Source organism: Streptomyces sp. SCL15-4 (genome assembly GCF_033366695.1).
Lineage (GTDB): Bacteria > Actinomycetota > Actinomycetes > Streptomycetales > Streptomycetaceae > Streptomyces.
Genome location: NZ_JAOBTQ010000001.1, coordinates 2,150,030 through 2,169,613 on the forward strand (window position 1 = coordinate 2,150,030; position 19,584 = coordinate 2,169,613).

The 19,584-nt window shown below is 72.2% G+C and carries 14 protein-coding genes; 4 read left to right on the forward strand and 10 right to left on the reverse strand.

Going from position 1 to position 19,584, the window contains the following annotated elements:
• Window positions 1-881: 881 nt before the first annotated feature.
• Complete coding sequence (locus SCK26_RS09015; RefSeq protein WP_318200753.1) at window positions 882-1,748, reverse strand: AraC family transcriptional regulator; 867 nt, start codon at window positions 1,746-1,748, stop codon at window positions 882-884.
• A gap of 285 nt (window positions 1,749-2,033) precedes the next feature.
• On the opposite strand from SCK26_RS09015, the gene SCK26_RS09020 reads away from it, so the two are divergent.
• Complete coding sequence (locus SCK26_RS09020; RefSeq protein ID WP_318200754.1) at window positions 2,034-3,563, forward strand: helix-turn-helix domain-containing protein; 1,530 nt, start codon at window positions 2,034-2,036, stop codon at window positions 3,561-3,563.
• Window positions 3,564-3,723: 160 nt separating this feature from the next.
• Here SCK26_RS09020 and SCK26_RS09025 read toward each other — a convergent pair whose 3' ends face one another.
• Together SCK26_RS09025 and SCK26_RS09030 are read right to left on the reverse strand one after the other, a co-directional pair.
• Window positions 3,724-5,493, reverse strand: coding sequence for a glycoside hydrolase family 32 protein (locus SCK26_RS09025; RefSeq protein WP_318200755.1), 1,770 nt, complete (start codon window positions 5,491-5,493; stop codon window positions 3,724-3,726).
• Window positions 5,436-6,614, reverse strand: a complete 1,179-nt coding sequence (locus SCK26_RS09030; protein WP_318200756.1) for a LamG-like jellyroll fold domain-containing protein — start codon at window positions 6,612-6,614, stop codon at window positions 5,436-5,438. The genes SCK26_RS09025 and SCK26_RS09030 overlap by 58 nt, the downstream gene beginning before the upstream one ends.
• A gap of 210 nt (window positions 6,615-6,824) precedes the next feature.
• Here SCK26_RS09030 and SCK26_RS09035 point away from each other — a divergent pair, with 210 nt between their 5' ends.
• Entirely contained in the window at window positions 6,825-7,802 is a 978-nt protein-coding gene (locus SCK26_RS09035) for a carbohydrate kinase (protein WP_318200757.1), read from the forward strand.
• 289 nt (window positions 7,803-8,091) lie between these two features.
• Here SCK26_RS09035 and SCK26_RS09040 read toward each other — a convergent pair whose 3' ends face one another.
• The 5 genes from SCK26_RS09040 to SCK26_RS09060 form a co-directional block, all read right to left on the reverse strand.
• On the reverse strand, window positions 8,092-8,673 hold the full coding sequence (locus SCK26_RS09040) for an SRPBCC family protein (protein ID WP_318200758.1): 582 nt from the start codon (window positions 8,671-8,673) through the stop codon (window positions 8,092-8,094).
• A gap of 283 nt (window positions 8,674-8,956) precedes the next feature.
• The gene (locus tag SCK26_RS09045; RefSeq protein ID WP_318200759.1) at window positions 8,957-9,988 is read right to left on the reverse strand and encodes a medium chain dehydrogenase/reductase family protein; all 1,032 of its coding nucleotides are present in this window, start codon (window positions 9,986-9,988) and stop codon (window positions 8,957-8,959) included.
• Window positions 9,989-10,091: 103 nt separating this feature from the next.
• Window positions 10,092-10,328, reverse strand: coding sequence for a hypothetical protein (locus tag SCK26_RS09050; protein WP_318200760.1), 237 nt, complete (start codon window positions 10,326-10,328; stop codon window positions 10,092-10,094).
• A gap of 142 nt (window positions 10,329-10,470) precedes the next feature.
• On the reverse strand, window positions 10,471-11,076 hold the full coding sequence (locus tag SCK26_RS09055; protein ID WP_318200761.1) for a lytic polysaccharide monooxygenase: 606 nt from the start codon (window positions 11,074-11,076) through the stop codon (window positions 10,471-10,473).
• A 156-nt stretch (window positions 11,077-11,232) separates the two neighbouring features.
• Window positions 11,233-12,609, reverse strand: a complete 1,377-nt coding sequence (locus SCK26_RS09060) for a GH1 family beta-glucosidase (protein ID WP_318200762.1) — start codon at window positions 12,607-12,609, stop codon at window positions 11,233-11,235.
• Between the two features lie 232 nt (window positions 12,610-12,841).
• Here SCK26_RS09060 and manA point away from each other — a divergent pair, with 232 nt between their 5' ends.
• Window positions 12,842-14,026 carry a mannose-6-phosphate isomerase, class I gene (gene manA, locus SCK26_RS09065; protein WP_318200763.1) on the forward strand — a complete coding sequence of 395 codons (1,185 nt, stop codon included), beginning with the start codon at window positions 12,842-12,844 and terminating at the stop codon, window positions 14,024-14,026.
• A 362-nt stretch (window positions 14,027-14,388) separates the two neighbouring features.
• Window positions 14,389-15,750 (forward strand): cellulase family glycosylhydrolase, encoded by a 1,362-nt coding sequence (locus SCK26_RS09070; RefSeq protein ID WP_318200764.1) that lies wholly within the window; start codon window positions 14,389-14,391, stop codon window positions 15,748-15,750.
• Between the two features lie 262 nt (window positions 15,751-16,012).
• On the opposite strand, the gene SCK26_RS09075 is transcribed toward SCK26_RS09070, so the two are convergent.
• Window positions 16,013-17,050 (reverse strand): LacI family DNA-binding transcriptional regulator, encoded by a 1,038-nt coding sequence (locus SCK26_RS09075; RefSeq protein ID WP_318200765.1) that lies wholly within the window; start codon window positions 17,048-17,050, stop codon window positions 16,013-16,015.
• Window positions 17,047-19,482, reverse strand: a complete 2,436-nt coding sequence (locus SCK26_RS09080; RefSeq protein ID WP_318200766.1) for a glycosyl hydrolase 2 galactose-binding domain-containing protein — start codon at window positions 19,480-19,482, stop codon at window positions 17,047-17,049. The genes SCK26_RS09075 and SCK26_RS09080 overlap by 4 nt, the downstream gene beginning before the upstream one ends.
• Window positions 19,483-19,584: the final 102 nt, after the last annotated feature.

Below are 19,584 nucleotides of genomic sequence, written 5' to 3' on the forward strand. Positions count from 1 at the left end.
CGTCGCACCGGCCACGGCCTTGCGGCCCGGGACGTCCGGCCACCTCCGGCCCGCCCCCCAGCCCGCCCGGAACACTGGCCCCGGCGGCCCCGGCGCGCCGCTCCCCCGCTCACGACCCGGCACCCTCGCCGCTGCCCAGCCCCCCGGCGGCCAGTCCTCCCGCCACGCCGGCCACGGCCTTGCGGCCCGGGACGTCCGGCCACCTCCGATCCGACTCGCGACCCGGCGCCCTCGCGGCTGCCCGGGACCACATCCGGGCGGCCAGTCCTCCCGCCACGCCGGCCACGGCCTTGCGGCCCGGGACGTCCGGCCACCTCCGATCCGACTCGCGACCCGGCGCCCTCGCGGCCGCCCGGGACCACATCCGGGCGGCCAGTCCTCCTGCCACGCCCGCCACGGCCTTGCGGCCCGGACGTCCGGCCACCTCCGGCCCGGTTCACGACCCGCCCGGAACACGGGCCCCGGCGCCCCCGGCGCGCCGCTCCCCCGCTCACGACCCGGCACCCTCGCCGCTACCCGGGACCACTCCCCGGTGGCCAGCCCTCCCGCAACGCCAGCCACAGCCTTGCCGCCCGAGACGCCCGGCCACCTCCGGCCCAGCTCACGACCCGCCCGGAACACGGGCCCCGGCGCCCCCGGCGCGCCGCTCCCCCGCTCACGACCCGGCACCCTCGCCGCTACCCGGGACCACCCCCCGGCGGCCAGCCCTCCCGCCACACCCGCCACAGCCTTGCCGCCCGAGCCGCCCGGCCACCTCCGGCCCGGCTCACGACCCGTCCAGAACGCGGGCACCCGCGGCCCCGGCACACCGGTCCCCGCTCGCGACCCGGCACCCTCGCCGCTGCCCGGGACCGGCATCCCGGCGGCCATGTGGTGTCCGTTCACACGGAAGTGCGCTCCACGGGGATCCACAGCTCCGCGTCCGCCTCGGTCCGGTCCTGTACGGGGCCGACCCGCAGTATCTCGGGGCCCGGTCTGCTGCGGTACGGGTTGGACGGGAACCACTGGGTGAACACGTCCCGCCACAGGTGCTGGAGCGCCCGGGGGAACGGGCCGGAACTCTCGAAGACGGCCCACGTGCCCGCCGGAACGGCGAGGACGTCCAGACCCTCGGGGGCGTCGGCGCCGGTCACCACTCCGTGGTAGTAGTCCAGCCCGGTCCCCTCCGCCCGGCTCGGGTCGAGCCGGTCGCTCACCCCGACGATCCCCTCCGGCTCCTGGTCGGACAGCGCCGCCATGCGCCCGAGCGTCTCCGGGCCGATGCCCCGGACGAAGTCGGCGATCGCCTGGTTGACCCCCTCGTGGACGAGCGGGACGCGGGCCTTCCTGCCGACCACACGGAAGGCCGGCTTCTCCGCGATCCGGTAACGCATGCTGCCGCTCCCCTCGATGACGAGACGGAAGGACATCCGGGGCTGGGAGCGCAGGGCCGCGCCGGTCCGCCGGGCCTCGCCCGGCCCCACGCCGTGGACGGCGCGGAACGCGCGGGCGAAGGCCTCCCCCGAGCCGTAGCCGTAGCGCGTCGCGACGTCCATCAGCGTCCGCTCGCCGGCGAGCACCTCGGCGCCCGCCACCGTCAGCCGTCTGCGGCGGATGTACTCCGACAGCGGGATGCCCGCCAGCGCGGAGAACAGCCGGCGGAAGTGGTACTCCGACGTCACCGCGATGCGCGCCAGCTCGGCCACGTCGATCGGCTGGTCGAGATGCGACTCGATGTGCTCCATGGCCTGGTTGAGCCTCTCCAGCACCCCGGCCTCCTTCCCTTTCACTCGCTCACGCCAGGAAGGCACCACCCTGCCGGACCCGGCGGCCCGTGCCCGTCGCGGCCGGCCGCGACGCGACGAACCAGGGCATTCTGGGCGGCATGTCGCCGTATCGGCGTGTCGGATGCCGTACGGCCGCGGGAGGTTCGGCCTGACCTTTCGGTTTGTCCGCCGGCACGTTGGGCCCGACGGGTTGACGGACGGTCATCTCATCACCCGAACAGACCCCCCTGGCGAGCACCATCTCATATCTGAGATAGCCTCAAGGTCATGTCAGACGACTACCTCGTACGCATCGGCAAGCTCATCCGTGACGCCCGGCAGCACCGGGGCTGGACGCAGGCGCAGCTCGCGGAGGCGCTCGGCACCAGCCAGAGCGCGGTGAACCGCATCGAGCGCGGCAACCAGAACATCAGCCTTGAGATGATCGCCCGAATCGGTGAAGCCCTGGACAGCGAGATCGTGTCCCTGGGCTACGCGGGTCCGATGCATCTGCGCGTGGTCGGCGGTCGCCGGCTGTCCGGTGCCATCGACGTCAAGACCAGCAAGAACGCCTGCGTGGCCCTGCTGTGCGCGACGCTGCTGAACAAGGGACGCACGGTGCTGCGCCGGGTGGCGCGCATCGAGGAGGTGTACCGCCTGCTGGAGGTGCTGAACTCCATCGGCGTCCGCACCCGCTGGATCAACGACGGCGTCGATCTGGAGATCGTGCCGCCCGCCGAGCTGGAGATGGCGGCGATCGACGCGGAGGCCGCCGTGCGCACCCGCTCGATCATCATGTTCTTCGGCCCGCTGCTGCACCGCATGGACCGCTTCAAGCTGCCGTACGCCGGCGGCTGCGACCTGGGCACGCGGACCATCGAGCCGCACATGATCGCCCTGCGCCGGTTCGGACTGGACATCGCGGCCACCGAGGGCCAGTACCACGCCCAGGTGGACCGCTCGGTCCGCCCGGACCGGCCGATCGTGCTGACCGAGCGCGGCGACACCGTGACCGAGAACGCGCTGCTGGCCGCCGCCCGCCACGACGGCGTCACGGTCATCCGCAACGCCTCCTCCAACTACATGGTCCAGGACCTGTGCTTCTTCCTGGAGGCGCTGGGCGTGAAGGTGGAGGGCATCGGCACCACCACGCTCACCGTGCACGGCGTGCCGAACATCGACGTCGACGTCGACTACTCGCCCTCCGAGGACCCGGTCGAGGCGATGAGCCTGCTGGCCGCCGCCGTGGTCACCGAGTCGGAACTGACGGTGCGCCGGGTCCCGATCGAGTTCCTGGAGATCGAGCTGGCGGTCCTGGAGGAGATGGGCCTCGACCACGACCGCAGCCCCGAGTACTGCGCGGACAACGGCCGTACGCGCCTGGTCGACCTGACGGTCCGGCCCTCCAAGCTGGAGGCGCCGATCGACAAGATCCACCCCATGCCGTTCCCGGGCCTGAACATCGACAACGTCCCGTTCTTCGCGGCCATCGCGGCCACCGCGCAGGGCAAGACCCTCATCCACGACTGGGTCTACGACAACCGCGCCATCTATCTGACCGACCTCAACCGCCTCGGCGGCCGGCTCCAGTTGCTGGACCCGCACCGGGTCCTGGTCGAGGGCCCGACCCGCTGGCGCGCGGCCGAGATGATGTGCCCGCCGGCCCTGCGCCCCGCGGTGGTCGTCCTGCTGGCGATGATGGCGGCGGAGGGCACGTCGGTGCTCCGCAACGTCTACGTCATCAACCGCGGCTACGAGGACCTGGCGGAACGCCTGAACTCGATCGGTGCGCAGATCGAGATCTTCCGGGACATCTGAAAGATCGCCGGGCAATGACCTGGTGAAGCCTCTGCGACCCGCCTTCGCGCCCGAGTCGGAGCAGCGTGACCAGGCGATGCGCCGGCCCGGCCCGCGGTGGGATCGCGGGCCGGGCCGGCATGGGCGTGGGCGACCAGGGCCGTCGAACGGGGTGGCCGGGTCAGTCGGTCATGTTGCCCATCTTCCAGACGGTCATGGACTTGACGACACTGCCTTCGCCGAAGAGGCGCAGGCCGAGGGAGTCCTGGCGGAAGGGGTAGGCCCGGGTCGTGAGGGACTTGTGGTTGTTCGCGTACGCCTCGACCATCGAGCGGTCGACGAACACGTCGAGCGTCAGGGTGCCGTTGGAGAGAGCCAGCGGGCCCTTGTGGACGCCGAAGTCCGGCTCGGCGCTGGAGTTGTTCCCGGAGCGCGTCCGGTCGACACCCAGCTGTCCCGCGGGCGCGTCGTAGAACAGGCGGGTCCGTTCCTCGTCGCCGGGGCTGCGGAGCACGTCGAGTCCGAACGTGCCGGCGGTGCCGCGTTCCATCGTCAGCTTGATGTGCAGCATGTCTCCCTTGATCCCGGCCAGGCGGGTGTTGGCGTCGGCGAGGGAGGCCGGCTCGGCGATGTCCAGGAGGGGTGCGCCGGTGTGGAGGCGGGAGACCTCCTCCACGGGGCGGAATCCGAGGTCGCCGTCGGGCCGCATGGACAGTTCGATGGGCAGGCCCGCGTTGTGGGCCCAGCCGGCGTCGTAGTGGGCGCGTTCGGTGCGACGGTCCTGGGCGATGCTGAAGACGAGGGAGCGTCCCTTGTCGTCCACCGTTCCGCTGGGGCCGGTGAAGTGGTCGCCGTAGTCCATGAGCCGGGGTTCGGTGGTGTCGGGGGTCCAGCGGCGGGCCTGGGCGTCCCAGGTGCCGACCCAGTAGTAGACGTACCGGCTGCTGTACTCGCCGGGGCCGGCGGGGAAGGCCGGGTTGACGAGCAGGGCCCGGCGCTCGCGGCCCTGGGCGTCCCTTCCGATGGGCAGGAAGGTGGGCAGCTCCCAGACCTGTCCGGTCTTGGGATGGGCCGCCACGTCACCGACCATCAGGGGGCCCGAGTAGGTCCAGTCGGTGAGGTTCTTGGAGGTGTAGAGGAGGGCGGTGCCGCCGATGTCCTTGCCGTCGGTGGTCTGCACGCCCGAGCCCATCAGCTGGAACCAGGTGTCTCCCTCTTTCCAGACGAAGGGGTCGCGGAAGTCGCCGAAGCGGACCTTGCGTCCGGCACCGACGTTCAGGTCGGCCGTCTGGCTGGTGACGAGGGTGGGGTGCATCTTCCACTCGACGAGGTCACTGTCGCCGGGGTCGACGGGGCGGGCGAGACCGGTGGCCTGGTTGGGGCGCCGGGAGTCGTCGCCGGCGGTGAACAGCAGGACGGGCACGCCGTTCTCGTCGAAGGCGGCGTCGCCGGACCAGACCCCGTCGGGGGCCACACTGTCCTCGGTGGGCGCGAGGGCCACGGGCAGGTCGCGCCAGTGGACCAGGTCCTCGCTCACCGCGTGTCCCCAGCTGATGTTGTGCCAGTAGGGGCCGTGGGAATTGTGCTGGTAGAAGAGGTGGTACTTGCCCTTGTACTGGATGGGGGCGTGGGGCTCGTTCATCCAGTGGTTCGGGGCGGTGAAGTGATAGCCGGGACGGTAGCGGTCACCGTCGTAGCGCGAACGGTCCATCTCCATGCGGGCCTTGGGGATGGCGCCGCCCGCGAAGGTCTGCACGTCCCTCTGGTGGCCGGCCGTGACCGATGCCGGGGCGAGGGCACTGTTGTGGATCTTCACCTCGTCGATGAGTCCGTTGAACATGTTGACGGCGAACGTGCCGTTGATGATGGCGGGCTGGTCGTGACGGCCGATGATCAGGGGAACGTCGGCCTTGGCCAGCCGTGCGCCGGCAGGGACGGCGGTCTGGGCCACCTGCTCGCCGTCGAGGAAGAGCCTGATGGCTCCCTCGCCCGGGGCGACACGGCTGACAGGTGCGCCCACTTGCCCGCGGCGAGGGCCGCCTGCTCGGGGACCGTCGTCTCGTACCACGCGTCGCCGGTTCCGATGCCGAACTGCCACCTGCCGTGCCGGCCGACCCCGAGGCAGAAGCCCCGCTTGGCCGCCTTGTCCTGCTGGTTGACGACAACGGACGGTTTGCCGTCGTCTCCCCACTCGAACGCACGCGGCGCGACCCACGCCTCGACGGTCAGGCCGTCCGTGGACAACTGCGTCTGCGCCGCGGCGCGGGAGACCCAGGTGGAGTAGCCGTCGAACAGCAGGGCGCCGGAGAGTACGCCGTCGGCCTCGTTCTTCGGGCGCCAGAGCGGGTCGCTGTCCGGCTTGTACTGCGCGTCGTTGAAGACGTAGCTGATGGGGTCGGCGGCCTGGCTGACCTTCTCCCTGGTCGTGGTGCCCTTCCCCTCGCTGAAGTCCCAGTGAGCGGCGAGGCCCCTCTGCGAGGGATCGGGCGCGGGGTCGGTGCCGACGCGGACGTCGTCGAGTTTGATGTGGCCCCAGCCGCCGGTGGCCCTGTCCACGAGGGTGACGCGCACCTGCTCGCCGAGGTGTTCGCGGGCGTCCCAGGTGACACGGCGGTACGCCTCGTCGTCGGTTCCGGTGGCCTTGTACAGGACGGTTCCGTCGAGTGTGGTCAGGGCGGCGTAGAGGTCGTTCTCGTTCCGGCCGCCGGAGACCAGGGCACTGACCATGCCGGTGCCGGTCAGGGTGAACGGCTCGGACGTCACCGTCCCGGTGGCAGCGTCACCGCCCGCGTGGAATCCCCACAGGTGGTAAGAGCCCTGCTGGTTGAAGCAGCAGCCCCAGCCCCAGCCCGGCTCGTCGGTGACCGCCCCGTTGAAGGCGGTTCCCGTGGTGGTCCAGCCACGCAGGTCGCCGGACTCGAAGCCGGGATTCGACAGCGCGGTTCCGGCCGCACCGGCGGTCTGTGTCATCAGGGGTGATGTCAGGCCCAGGCATATCGCGAGCGCGAGCAGCAGGCGCAGCAGACTGCTCCTGGTCGCGGACGCGGGTGTCGCTGGTGCACGGGTTCGCATACGAACCTCCGTGGGTGTGGGGTGGAGGTGAACAGGTGGAGCGGGACGCCGGCCCTCGGCGCGGCACGGTCCGGGGCCGGCACGTATGGGGAGGGTCCGGGGATTCAGGAGCGCCGGACGGGGACGATCGGCGGCCACCAGGCCGTCCCGGCCACCCCCGAGGGGATCATCCGACCGCCCCGCGCCCTATCTGAGAGGCAGACGGTCACCATGGCCCGACCCGGGTCCCCCCGCGGCGTCGACGTCCTCGGCGAGTGCGTCGCCGACATCTTCGAGGACCGCGACCGGTCCGATTCCGGCGGACTGGCCCTGCGGGCGCTGGCCGGTGGAGGCCCTGCCAACACCGCCGTCGCCCTCTCCCGCCTCGGCACCCCCACCCGCTTCCTCGGGCGTCTCTCCAACGACGCCTTCGGCACCCCCTTCCGCGCCCGCCTCAGCGCCTCCGGCGTCGACCTGACCGGCAGCGTGACCACCTCCGAGCCCAGCACGCTCGCCGTCGCCGAACTCGACGCGACCGGCCAGGCCGCCTACACCTTCTACGCCGACGGCGCCGCCGACTGGCAGTGGACCGACAGCGAACTCGCCGCGACGCGGAACGACGACGCGATCTGCCTGCACACCGGCTCCCTCGCGCTGATCCGCCGGCCCGGCGGCAGCCGCGTCGAGGAACATCTCGCTCGGGTCCGCGAGCGCGCCACCCTGTCCATCGACCCCAACGTCCGCCCCCTGCTCGTACCGCCCGCCGCCTACCGCGAACGGCTGTCCCACTGGTGCGCCGTCGCCGACATCCTCCGCCTCAGCGAAGACGACTGTTCCCTCCTCCTGCCGGAGGCCGGGCTCGACGAGGCGTGCGACATCTGGCACGCGGCCGGCGTCCGCCTCGTCGTCATCACCCTCGGCGGCAACGGCGCCCTCGCGTCACTCGACGGCGTGCGCGGCACCGTCACGGCTCCTGCTGTCACCGTGGTCGACACCGTCGGCGCCGGGGACTCCTTCACCGCCGGCCTCCTCCACCGCCTCGCCGCCCTCGGGCACCTCGGCGGCCGACTCGACACGCTGACCTTCGACGACGTCACGGACGCCTGCGCGTTCGCCGCCCGCGTCGCCGCCCTGACATGCTCCGTCCCCGGCGCGAACCCGCCCTGGGCGGATCAGATGGAGCCGGGGCCGACGTCAGTCAGTTCCTGACGCGACGAACGGGCCGATGCCGCCGCACCCCGCCCGACGTGCTGCTCGGCGGGTCAGGGAGGGGTGCGGCGGCATGTCTGGCAAGGTCGCGTCGCCGGCGGCACTTCGCCGGGCACCGGCTCGCGGCAGGAAGTGGGAGTACTTCCGCGGCGTGGACCCGGGGCCGGAGTGCCCCAGCCGCGTCCGGGACTCCGCCCGGACCCATGTGCCGAGCGGGCGGTTGACACACATGGAGCAGGTCATGGCGGCCGCGGTGAGTCCCACCGGCCGGTCCCCGTCCGGTTCGCGGCTACCCGGCCGCCCGGGTCTCCGCTTCGCGCTTGAGGTTGCCGACCCAGTTGTGCAGGGAGTTGTCGAGCGCGGCCTGCAGGGCTGCCTGGTCGGCGAGGACCGGAGCGCCCGCCCAGGACTCCTCGGTGTGGACGAGGACGCCGTTCCTGGTCGGGGTGAAGGTCCACACGTGGACGGCGGTGATGCCCTGGGCCGGACCGCCCCAGGCCAGGCGCTTGCCGTAGTCGGCCTGCCTGACGGTGGAGGTGATGTCCAGCCCCTCGGTGCTCCAGCGGAAGACCGAGCCGGGACGCAGGCGGCCTGGAGTGTCCTTGACCACGACGTCCACGTCCGGCTGCCACGACGGCCAGTTCGCGACGTCTGTCTGCGCCTTCCAGACCGTGTGGAGCGGCGCGTGGATCAGGATGCTGTCACGGGTGATCACCGGCGCGCTCTCGTCGATGCGCACATCGGCGGTGTGCCGGGTGGTGGCGGTGGTCCTGGCCGGGCCCTCATCGGTGAGGGCGGCGGCGGTGCCGGTTGCGGCAAGGACGAGCGTAGTGGTCAGGACGGCGGACTTGGCCGCGGTGGTGACGCGCATGATGGTGGCCTTGGGAAGGGGTTCGAGGAACCGTTGCGGAGTGGGCGGCAGGGCGGAGGTTCGAGGGAGAGGGACGGCGCCGAGCGGACGTCCCGGGCAGCCGGCGCAGCCGTCAGCCGCTCGGCTCGCGCGCGGTTCCCGACGCCGGGTCCCCGGTGCTCATCGGTGCCCATCACCGTGAAGGCGGCGGCAACGTCCATGCGGTGGATCGGATGAGCCCGGCGCCTGGGTGTGGTCGCCGTTCCGGCGGCGGGATGCGTGTGTGACGGCTCCGCGCGATGTGTCAGGCGCGCAGGACGACCTTTCCGGCGACGGTGCCGGACTCGGCCAGCCGCATCGCTTCGGCGGCCTGGGCGAGGGGCAGTTCGGCGGCGATCCGAGCGGTGATCTCACCCCGGCGCAGCGCTTCGAAGACCTCGGTGAGGTCGTCGCGCAGCCGGGCCCGGAAGCGGTCGCGGTTCAGGGCGCGGCCGGCCCAGACGTTGAAGAAGTAGGCGTGGCGGCGGTTGGGCAGGGTGTTCCAGAGCCAGACCCGGGCCAGCAGCTTGAGGACGGGCCACTGCTTGGAACCCTCGTCGTCGCGGGTGGCGGCGGTGCCGTAGGAGACGAGCGTGCCGCCGGGGGCGAGCAGGCTCCAGGAGTCGGCGATGCCGCGGCCGCCGACGTGGTCGAAGACGGCGTCCACACCGCGCGGGGCGAGTTCACGGACGCGGACGGGGATGTTCTCCGTGCGGTAGTCGACCGGGGTCACGCCCTGCTCCCGCAGCGCGGCGTGGTGACGTGCGGAGGCGGTGCCGATCACCTGCGCGCCCGCGGCCCGGGCGAGCTGGACCAGGACGGACCCCACGCCTCCGTTGGCGCCGTGCACCACAACGGTCTGACCGGCGCGCACCCGGGCCTTGCGGTGCAGCATCTGCCAGGCCGTGATGCCGTTGATCACCACGGTCTCCGCTTCCGCGGCGCCGATCCCGTCGGGGACGGGCACCAGGTCGGCGGCGTCGAGGACCACGTGGCTGGCCCAGCCGCCGACCTTCAGCAGCGCGGCCACCCGGGTGCCGGCCAGGCCCGCGTCGACCCCCTCGCCGGTCGCCGCCACGGTGCCGACCAGGTCGTAGCCGGGGACGAACGGGAAGGGCGGCTGGTCAAAGTAGCGGCCGCGGCGCATCTGCTGTTCCGCGAAGGAGACACCGGTGGCTTCCATACGGACGACGACCTGGCCCGGGCCGGCGGTCGGGACGGCCCCGTGCCGCACCTCGAGCCCCTCCGGCTCGACCTTGCCCGGCAGCACGACCTCGACCATCGCTGCGGTGTTCATGACGACCTCCCTCGACTCGCACCACCCTCGTTACTGGCTGGCGCTTTCGTTAGAAGTTATAACTCAAACGGCGAGTGATGGTCAAGAACGTTCGTAACAGGGTCTAACAGGAGTGGCTGTGCGCCGGGCGAGTTCGTGCGCACGCGGCGTCGGTACGGCTCCGCGCCGGGAGCACCTCGTCGGCCTCGACGGCGATGCGCGTCGTGGGGTGGCGGGTGCGCGGTGTGCCGTCCTCGGAGAGGATCACGATGTCTCCGAGCATCTTCTCGACGGCCTCGCCGCCCGCGACCGGTGCGCCGCTTCCGGGGAACACGGCGTCGGCGAAGTCACCGCTGTCCACCCACCTTCGCGCAGGCGCGATCAGGTTGACCGCGGCGTTCGTGTGTACGGGACGGGGGCCGGCGCGGTACGGCCGTGGCCGGCGTGCGGGAACTGCTCACGCCGGCCACGGCCGGTGGTTCAGGGGTGCTCGGGGACGGGGGTCAGAACGTCACGTCCGAGCAGGCGTAGAACGCGTTGCCCGTGTCGGCGATGGTCCACACGCCGAGGATGACGTGGTGGCCGCTCAGCCCGGTCGGCAGGGTGCCGCTGTGGCTGAGGGTGGCCGGCGGCTGCTTGCCGCCATAGGGGACCGTCAGGAACGGGGTCGTGTTCAGGTCGGCGCGCGTCAGGGCGTGACCCTGGTTCCAGCCCTGCTTGGTGACGTAGTACCGGAAGTCGGTCGTCGCGTGCCGCGCCTCGAACTGCCAGCGGAAGGTGTAGCTCTGACCGCCGGTGACCTTCGTGGTGGGCCACTCCGTGCCCTTGGGGGTGCGGGCGCCGTCGAGCTGGCCGAACCGGGTCTCGCCGCCGGAGCAGAGCTGCCCGTCCGCCGGTCCGCCCGCAGGGAAGCCCTTGGGGCCCTCGACGCTCTGCGGTTCCCACTGGATCTCGCCGCAGCCCCTGACCGTGCCGTCGGCGCACAGCAGTTGCCTGCTGACGGGGAGGTCGGTGTAGCCGTGTCCGCTGGCACCGCCGGCGGACAGGGCGAAGGCTCCGGCGGTGGTGAGGCCTAAGACGGCCGCGTACAACTTGGCCTTGGTGCGCATGTAGCCGCTCCTCGGAACGTGGGGAGTTCGGTGAGCTGAACCGTGCGTGTTGGTCTAGACCAAGCCCAGGCTATTGCGGTTGGTGGGACATGTCCATACCAATGGACGCCGGTCCGTCGCGCCTCCGTCACCCGCTCCGCGTCCGCGGCGGTCACCTCACGCCTGCGCCGCGATCACGGCGCGGTACCAGTGGTAGCTGTCCTTGGGAACGCGCCGCTGAGTGGCGTAGTCGACGTGCACGAGACCGAACCGCTTCCCGTAGCCGTACGACCATTCGAAGTTGTCGAGCAAGGACCACACGTAATAGCCCCGCACGTCGACGCCCTCCGCGCGCGCCGCGGCGACCGCCCTGAGGTGGCCGTCCAGGTAGGAGATCCTGTCGGCGTCGTGGACGGTCCCGCCGGCGTCCGGCACGTCCTCCTCCGCGGAGCCGTTCTCCGTGATGTGGACCGGCGGCAGCGCGTCGCCGTAGCGCTCCCTCAGCTCCACCAGGAGGTCGCGCAGGGTGTCCGGCGCGACCGGCCAGCCCATGGCCGTATGCCTGGCCTCCGGCATGCCGGCCCCCTCGAAACGGTTGTCGTCCGCCGTACGGGTGCGGGGGTCCGCGTCGCGGTACGGCGCGTCCCTGACGACGGAGGGGGTGTAGTAGTTGATGCCGAGGAAGTCCAGGGGCGCGGAGATGACGTCCAGGTCCCCGTCGCGGCGGAAGGTCTGCCGGCGGACGAGCTCCTCCCAGGTGTCGTCCTCGGACCGCGGATAGCGCCCGCCGAGCAGCGGCTCGGTCCAGATCAGGTTGCGCTGGGTCTCGGCGCGCAGGGCCGCGGCCACGTCCCGGGGGTCGTCGGTGGCGGGCAGGACGCGGTCGAGGTTGAGCGCGATCCCGGTCTCCCGGGCGCCCGCTCCGCGCAGGACCGGCACGGCCAGCCCGTGCGCCAGGAGCAGATGGTGCGCGGCGGCCAGGGCCGGGGTCCCGGCGCGGACACCGGGAGCGTGCACGCCGTTCGCGTATCCCAGGAAGGCGCTGCACCACGGCTCGTTGAGGGTGATCCACCGGGGCACGCGGTCGGCGAGCGCGTCGGCGACCAGCCGCGCGTAGTCGGCGAACCGGTGCGCGGTGTCCCGGTCGCGCCAGCCTCCCCTGTCCTCCAGCTCCTGCGGCAGGTCCCAGTGGTAGAGCGTCACGGCGGGCTCGACGCCGGCGTCCAGCAGAGCGTCGACCAGGCGGTCGTAGAAGGCCAGACCCGCCGCGTTCGCCGGGCCGGAGCCGGCCGGCTGCACCCGTGGCCAGCTCACCGAGAACCGGTACGACCGCACGCCCAGCCGCTTCAGCAGGGCGATGTCCTCCGGGTAGCGGCGGTAGTGGTCGCACGCCGTGTCACCGGTGTCTCCCCCGGCCACCGCCCCGGGGCGCCGCGCGAACGTGTCCCATATGGAGGACCCTCGGCCGTCCTCGCGGGTGGCGCCCTCGATCTGGAAGGCCGCCGTGGCCGCGCCGAAGACGAAATCGGGAGGGAAGGCGGGAAAGTCGCTCACGGGAGACCTGCCATCTGTCGTCGGCGGTTGCGGCCAGAAGCTTGGTTGAGTAAACCGGTTTTGTAAAGCTGAACAGGGAAAGATTGAGTGATACCTCCGGTAATTTACTAAACAAAGACTCAACCAACGTCCTCATCTGGACATCGTTGTCAGGCGCCGGGCAGAGTGGCCGTCCGCGGAGATCCGTCCGCACCCCGCCGGCCTCCCTCCGCCCGAAAGGAACCACCACTCCATGGACCGCCTCACCAACGCCGTCCGCCCCTATCCGTGGGGCTCGGTCACCGCGCTGCCCGAGCTGATGGGTGTCGCCCCGGACGGCTCGCCCCAGGCCGAGTTGTGGATGGGTGCGCATCCCGCCGCACCGTCCCGGCTGGAGCGCGGCGGCCGGTCGCTGGGGCTCGACGAGGTCGTCGAGGCCGATCCGCGGCGGGAGTTGGGGGACGCGTCCGTACGGCGGTTCGGGCCGCGGCTGCCCTTCCTCCTCAAGTTGCTGGCGGCCGACGCCCCGCTGTCCCTCCAGGTGCATCCCGACCCGGCCCGCGCGGCCGCCGGATACGCCCGGGAGAACGCCCGGGGCATCCCGCTCGACGCGCCTCACCGCACCTACCGGGACGCGCAGCACAAACCGGAGATGATCGTCGCGCTCACCCCGTTCGAGGGCCTGTGCGGGTTCCGTCCGCCGCGCGAGTGCGCCGAACTGCTGGACGCCCTGCGGGTGGACCGGCTGGCTCCGTACGCCGCCGCACTCCGCTCGGCGCCGGAGGAGGACGCGCTGCGGGAGGTCTTCTCGGCCTTCCTCGCCCTGCCGCCGGACCTGCTCGCCGAGATCGGCGGCGCGCTGGCGGCGGCGGCCCGGCGGCCCGGACCGCTGCGGGACGCCTTCGCCGGGTACGACGCGATAGCCCGCGCCCATCCCGATGACCCCGGTGTGCCGGCCGCCCTGCTGGTCCGGCAGGTCCGGCTGGCGCCCGGCGAAGGTTTGTTCCTCGGGCCGGGCGTGCCGCACGCCTATGTGAAGGGGCTGGGCGTGGAGGTCATGGCCGCCTCGGACAACGTCCTGCGCTGCGGCCTGACGAGCAAGCACGTGGACGTCCCGGAACTCCTGCGCGTGGTCCGCTTCGACGCGCTTCCGGCGGCGGTGGTGCGGCCGGTGCGCGCGGCGGCCGGCGAAGAGGTGTACCCGGCGCCCGTCGACGACTTCCGGCTGTCCCGCCTCGCCGTGGACGGCCGCGGCGGCGCCCGCGTCCTGCCGGCGTCCCGCCCCCAGATCCTGGTGTGCACCGCCGGCGCGGTCCGCCTCGCCGGACCCGGGCAGGAGGTCGTCCTCCCGCCGGGGGCCTCCGTCTTCGTGCCGGCCGGAGAAGCGGTCACCGCCTCCGGTGAGGGAACGGTGTTCCGGGCCACCACAGGTGTATGACGTCAACTGAACTCCAGCTAAACTTAACCGGTTTGGCTCAGATGGTTGTCACCTCTACCGTCTCGCTCTAGCCTCTCTTCCAGCCACCGATGAAGACATTTCACGCCACTTCTTTTCCGGCGGGTTCGTCCATAGGTGTTCTTCCTCGGTGACTTGTCGTCCCGCTGTCCGGTGTGAGCCGCATTCCGACGCCCGGGCAGCGGGATTCCGGACCGGCTCGCCCATGTCCCTGCCGGTCCGCCGGCGCCTGTTCGGTGCCGGCACGGCGAGCCGGAAGCACCTTCACGGAGCCGAAAGCAGCGCGTGGTGTCCGCCGCGGACGTCGGACGTCCCGGCCGCACGCGCCATCACTTGGAGAGCAGATGATGAGAAAGAGACTGGCCACCGCGGCGGGAGCGCTGCTGGCCTTCGCCGCCTCGCTACTGGCCGCACCGTCCTCCGCCCAGGCGCAGCCCCAGGCCCAGGCCCAGGCCCAGGCGGCCCCGGGCTTCCACGTCGCCGACGGCCGGCTGCTGGACGCGAACGGCGCCGACTTCGTCCTGCGGGGCGTGAACCACGCACACGCCTGGTACCCCACCAGGACGGCTCAGGCACTGAAGGACATCAAGGCCCTGGGCGCCAACTCCGTGCGGGTGGTGCTGGCCACCGGCGACCGGTGGACCCGCAACGACACCGCGGACGTCGCCGCCGTCGTCGCGCAGTGCAAGCAGAACCGGCTCGTCTGCGTCCTGGAGGCCCACGACACCACCGGCTACGGCGAACAGGCCGGAGCCGTCACCCTCGCCCGCGCCGTGGACTACTGGATCGGTGTCAAGGACGCGGTACAGGGTCAGGAGAAGTACGTCATCCTGAACATAGGGAACGAGCCGTACGGCAATTCCGGCTACACGTCCTGGACCTCCGACACCGCGAACGCCATCGCCCGGCTGCGGGCGGCCGGATTCCGGCACACGCTGATGGTGGACGCCCCGAACTGGGGCCAGGACTGGTCCTTCACCATGCGCGACCACGCGGGGGAGGTATTCGCCGCGGACTCCGAGCGCAACACGGTCTTCTCGATCCACATGTACGGCGTGTTCAACACCGCCGACAAGGTCAAGAGTTACCTTGACCGGTTCACCTCGCAGCGTCTTCCCATCGTCGTAGGGGAATTCGGCAACATGCACTCGGACGGCGATCCGGACGAGGACGCCATCATGTCCACCGCGCGGCAGCTCGGCGTGGGCTACCTCGGCTGGTCCTGGAGCGGCAACGGCGGTGGTGTCGAGTACCTGGACATGGCCACCGGCTTCGACGCCGCGCGCCTCACCTCCTGGGGACAGCGCATCTTCTCCGGCACCGACGGCATCAAGCAGACGGCGAAGGAGGCCGGTGTCTTCGGTGACGGCGGCACCACTCCGGCGCCCGCGAGCTGCTCGGTCGACTACCGCCTCAGCGACTGGGGCACCTCGTTCAACGCGGACGTCACCATCCGCAACACCGGCACGACGGCCGTCAAGGGCTGGCAGCTCGCCTTCGCCTTCCCCGGGAACCAGAAGCTCGGCTCGGTCTGGAACGCCAAGGCCGTGCAGCAGGGCAGCGAGGTGCGGGCCACCAACGAGTCCTGGACCGAGACGATCCCCGCCGGCGGTTCCGTGAGCTTCGGCTTCAACGGCTCCTCCACCACCGCCAACGGCGTCCCGGCCGCCTTCACCCTCAACGGCGGCACCTGCGCGAAGGGCTGACCCTCCGACCCGGCACGCCGAAGGGCCGCGTCCGCACCGGACGCGGCCCTTCCGCACGACTCGGGCGCGCGGACCGTGGAGCACCGGTCCGCGCACGCCGGCCGTGCAACAGCCCGGGCACACCGGCCGCAGAACAGCCTGGGCCCACCGGCCGTGACACAGCCCGCGCGCGCCAGCCGTGGAACCCCCCGGGGCCGGACGCATCCGGGGCCGGGCGGGCCGCGACCGGTTCGGCCCGCCCGCCCCCGGCCGCGGCCCGCCCCTACCCGCCCGCGCCCGGTGCCGGCGCGGTGGAGCCGCGCGGGGTGAGGGACGGGGTCGGTACCTGGTGGCCGTCGGTGGGGACGCCGTTGAGCACGTCGAAGAGGACGCGTGCCACCTCGGCGCCGAAGTGGTGCACGTCGTGGCTCATGGCCGACAGGGTCGGGTGGGTGATCCGGCACAGCTGGGAGTCGTCCCACGCCAGCAGCGACAGGTCGTCGGGGACGGTGAAGCCCATCTCGGCCGCGACGCCCGCGCCGGCGACCGCCATGATGTCGTTGTCGTAGACGATCGCGGTCGGCCGGTCGGCGGCGAGCAGCAGGGTGCGGGTGGCCCGGGCACCCTCCTTCTCGTCGAAGCCGGTGGCGATCTGCCGCGCCTCCTCCAGGCCCAGTTCCCGGGTCGTGTCGGCGAAGGCTCGGGCCCGGATGGCGCTGTGTCCGAGGTCGGACGGGCCGCCGACGCGGGCGATGCGCCGGTGGCCGAGGGCCGCCAGATAGCGGACGGCCTCGGCGACCGCCGACGCGTCGTCCGTCCACACCGCCGGGAACGTGCCCGTGAGGCAGGGGTGGCCGACGGCGACGGCCGGCATGCCCAGCCCTTGCAGGGCGGGCACCCGGGGATCGTCCTCGCGGAAGTCCACGAGGATCGCGCCGGCGATCATCCGGCCGCGCCACCACTCCTGGTAGAGCGCGGTCTCCTCGTCGAGGTCGCGCACCAGCCGCAGCAGCAGGGAGCAGGACCGCTCCGCCAGGACACTCTCGATGCCCGAGATGAAGTCCATGTAGAACGGCTCCAGGCCGAGCAGCCGGGCGGGCCGGCACAGGGCCAGCCCGATGATGTCGACACGCCGGCTGGACAGGCTGCGCGCGGTGGCGCTGGGGGCCCAGCCCAGCTCCCGGGCCGCCGCGAAGATGCGTTCGCGGGTGGCATCCGAGACGCCGGGCTTGTGGTTGAAGGCGAGCGACACCGCCCCCTTGGACACCCCGGCCCGCGCCGCGACGTCCTTGATGGTGACGCGGCCCCCGGCCCCGCTCACACGATGTCCACGCAGAACAGTGCGGCCCTGACGGCGTCGGCGGTGACCGGGCCGCAGCCCTCGACCCGGATGCGCGTGCGCTCGCCGGGCAGGAGGGTCTGCCGGCCGCGGTCGCAGACGGCGGCCGGACCCAGCCGGTCGGGCTGGAGCAGCAGGTCTCTGACGAGGGTCTGGGCGCTCACCACGACGTCGACTCTATCCCCCTGTCCGGAAACGGGCTCCAGCGTGACGTCGTACCGGGGGCGGGGATAGGCGAAGTCCTTGTCGGGGACGGGGAAGTGCACGGCGCGCAGTCCTGTCCCGCCGTCGGCCCCGCTCGGGCCGGCGGGCTCCTCCGCGTCCGCGACCAGGAACTCGCTGGCGGTCCGCGGGTCCGGTACGAGGTGCTCGGGTACGGCGGTCCGGGCGACGGAGCGGGGCTGCGCGACCAGCTCGATCACGGCCTCGCCGACCGTGCCGCCGTCGGCGTCCAGTCGCCGCAGGGTGACCGTCGTACGCCAGGGCGTGGCGGCCTGGTTGACGGCGGCGAGCACCAGTCCGTCGGGGTCCGGGCACAGGGTGAGCAGCCGGTCGGCGTAGACGCGGCGCAGCTCGTGGTAGAGCGGCTTGGGGCGGCCGTCGCCGTCGATGGCGGCCCAGGAGGTCACCGGCCAGCAGTCGTTGAGCTGCCAGACGATCGTGCCCGCGCACACCGGCCAGTGCGAGCGCCAGTGCTCGATGCCGGCGGCGACGGCACGGGCCTGCACGAGCTGGGTCAGGTAGTGCCAGCGGTCGAAGTCGTCCTCGGGCAGCGGGAAGTGGCGGGCGACGCCGCGGTTCAGCTTGCCGTTGCCGTCCTCGGCCTTCTGGTGGTGCAGCATGCCCGGGGAGTCGGGCGCGAGGCGTTCGCCGGGCAGCGCGCGGCGCAGGGTGGTCAGGGCGGGCGGGGCCTGCCAGCCGAACTCGGCGACGAAGCGGGGCACGCTCGCCCGGTACTCGGCGTAGTCCTGGCGGTTCCACACCTCCCAGGAGTGGTGGGTGCCGTGGGCGGGGTCGTTCGGGTGGTGGTCCCAGGAGCCGGACCAGGGGCTGCCCGCGGTGTAGGGGCGGGTGGGGTCGAGTTCGGCGACGATGCGGGGCAGCAGGCCCAGGTAGTAGCCCTCGCCCCAGGAGTCCCCGGCGAGCGGCTCCTCCCAGTCCCAGTCGCGGAAGCCCCACAGGTTCTCGTTGTTGCCGTTCCACAGCACCAGCGACGGGTGCGGCATCAGCCGGACAACGTTGTCGCGCGCCTCGGCCTCGATCTCCCCGCGCAGTGGCTGTTCCTCCGGGTAGGCGGCGCAGGCGAAGAGGAAGTCCTGCCAGACCATCAGGCCCAGTTCGTCGCACGCGTCGTAGAAGGCGTGGTCCTCGTAGATGCCGCCGCCCCAGATCCGGACCAGGTCGACTCCCGCGTCCGCGGCCTGGGCGAGGCGGGTGCGGTAGCGCTCGGGGGTGATACGGGAGGGGAAGGCGTCGTCGGGGATCCAGTTGACGCCGCGCGCGAAGATCCGTACGCCGTTGACGACGAGGGTGAAGCCGGTGCCGTGTTCGTCGGCGGAGCGGTCCAGTCCGATCGTGCGGAAGCCGATCCGGCGGTGCCAGGTGTCGAGCGGGCCGCTGTCGTCGCTCAGGGTGAGGTCCAGGTCGTACAGGGGCTGTTCGCCGTATCCGCGCGGCCACCACAGGCGCGGGTCGGGGACCTCCAGGCCGAGGACCGCCTCGTCGCCGGTCAGTTCGGCCTCGGTCCGTACGCCGGCCACCTCGGCCGTGACGCGCAGCCGCTTGTCCCGTCCCCGCTCGGTGCGCTCGACGCGCAGCCGTACCTCGACGCGGCCGGTGTCCTCGGCCACGGTGACCAGGGGGCGCACCTCGGCCAGGCGCGCGGTGGACCAGTGCTCCAGCCGGACCGGCCGCCAGATGCCCGCGGTCACCAGCGTGGGCCCCCAGTCCCAGCCGAAGTTGCACGCCATCTTGCGGATGTACTGGCTGGGTTCGGGATAGACGTTGGGCCGCTGTCCGGTCACCGCGCGGACGGCCGCCGCCTCGTCGTAGGCGGAGGCGAAGCGGACCTCCAGTTCGCCGGTGCGTCCCGTGACGTCGAACCGGTAGGTGCGGTGCATGTTGCGGGTGGTGCCGAGGGGGCGGTCGGCGAGGGTGAGGGACGCGGCCGTGTCGAGGCCCTCGAAGACCAGGTCGGTGCGTTCGTGGCCGCTGTCGTGGCCGAGCCGGCGGACATAGGTCCAGGCGCGGCGCCCCACCCAGGCGACGTCCGTCTCGTTGCGGGCGATGAACGGGTCCGGGATGGCCCCGGCGGCGAGGAGATCGGTGTGCACACAGCCGGGCACCCGGGCCTCGAGCAGTTCCTCCCCGTGGCGCAGGCTCCAGCCCTCGGTGAGCGGGGTGACGTCCTTCATGGTGCGGCTCCAATCGCCTGACTCAGGCCGGTCGACGGACAACGGCGCACAACCTAACGCGCTGATCACAGAGCTGTCCATAAACCGGTCTAGCTACGCCAC

Coding starts and splice junctions, on each gene's coding strand:
- SCK26_RS09020 (WP_318200754.1), top strand. CDS start 2,034: ATGTCAGACGACTACCTCGTACGCATCGGCAAGCTCATCCGTGACGCC.
- SCK26_RS09030 (WP_318200756.1), bottom strand. CDS start 6,614: ATGCGAACCCGTGCACCAGCGACACCCGCGTCCGCGACCAGGAGCAGT.
- SCK26_RS09035 (WP_318200757.1), top strand. CDS start 6,825: ATGGCCCGACCCGGGTCCCCCCGCGGCGTCGACGTCCTCGGCGAGTGC.
- SCK26_RS09040 (WP_318200758.1), bottom strand. CDS start 8,673: ATGCGCGTCACCACCGCGGCCAAGTCCGCCGTCCTGACCACTACGCTC.
- SCK26_RS09045 (WP_318200759.1), bottom strand. CDS start 9,988: ATGAACACCGCAGCGATGGTCGAGGTCGTGCTGCCGGGCAAGGTCGAG.
- SCK26_RS09055 (WP_318200761.1), bottom strand. CDS start 11,076: ATGCGCACCAAGGCCAAGTTGTACGCGGCCGTCTTAGGCCTCACCACC.
- manA (WP_318200763.1), top strand. CDS start 12,842: ATGGACCGCCTCACCAACGCCGTCCGCCCCTATCCGTGGGGCTCGGTC.
- SCK26_RS09070 (WP_318200764.1), top strand. CDS start 14,389: ATGATGAGAAAGAGACTGGCCACCGCGGCGGGAGCGCTGCTGGCCTTC.
- SCK26_RS09080 (WP_318200766.1), bottom strand. CDS start 19,482: ATGAAGGACGTCACCCCGCTCACCGAGGGCTGGAGCCTGCGCCACGGG.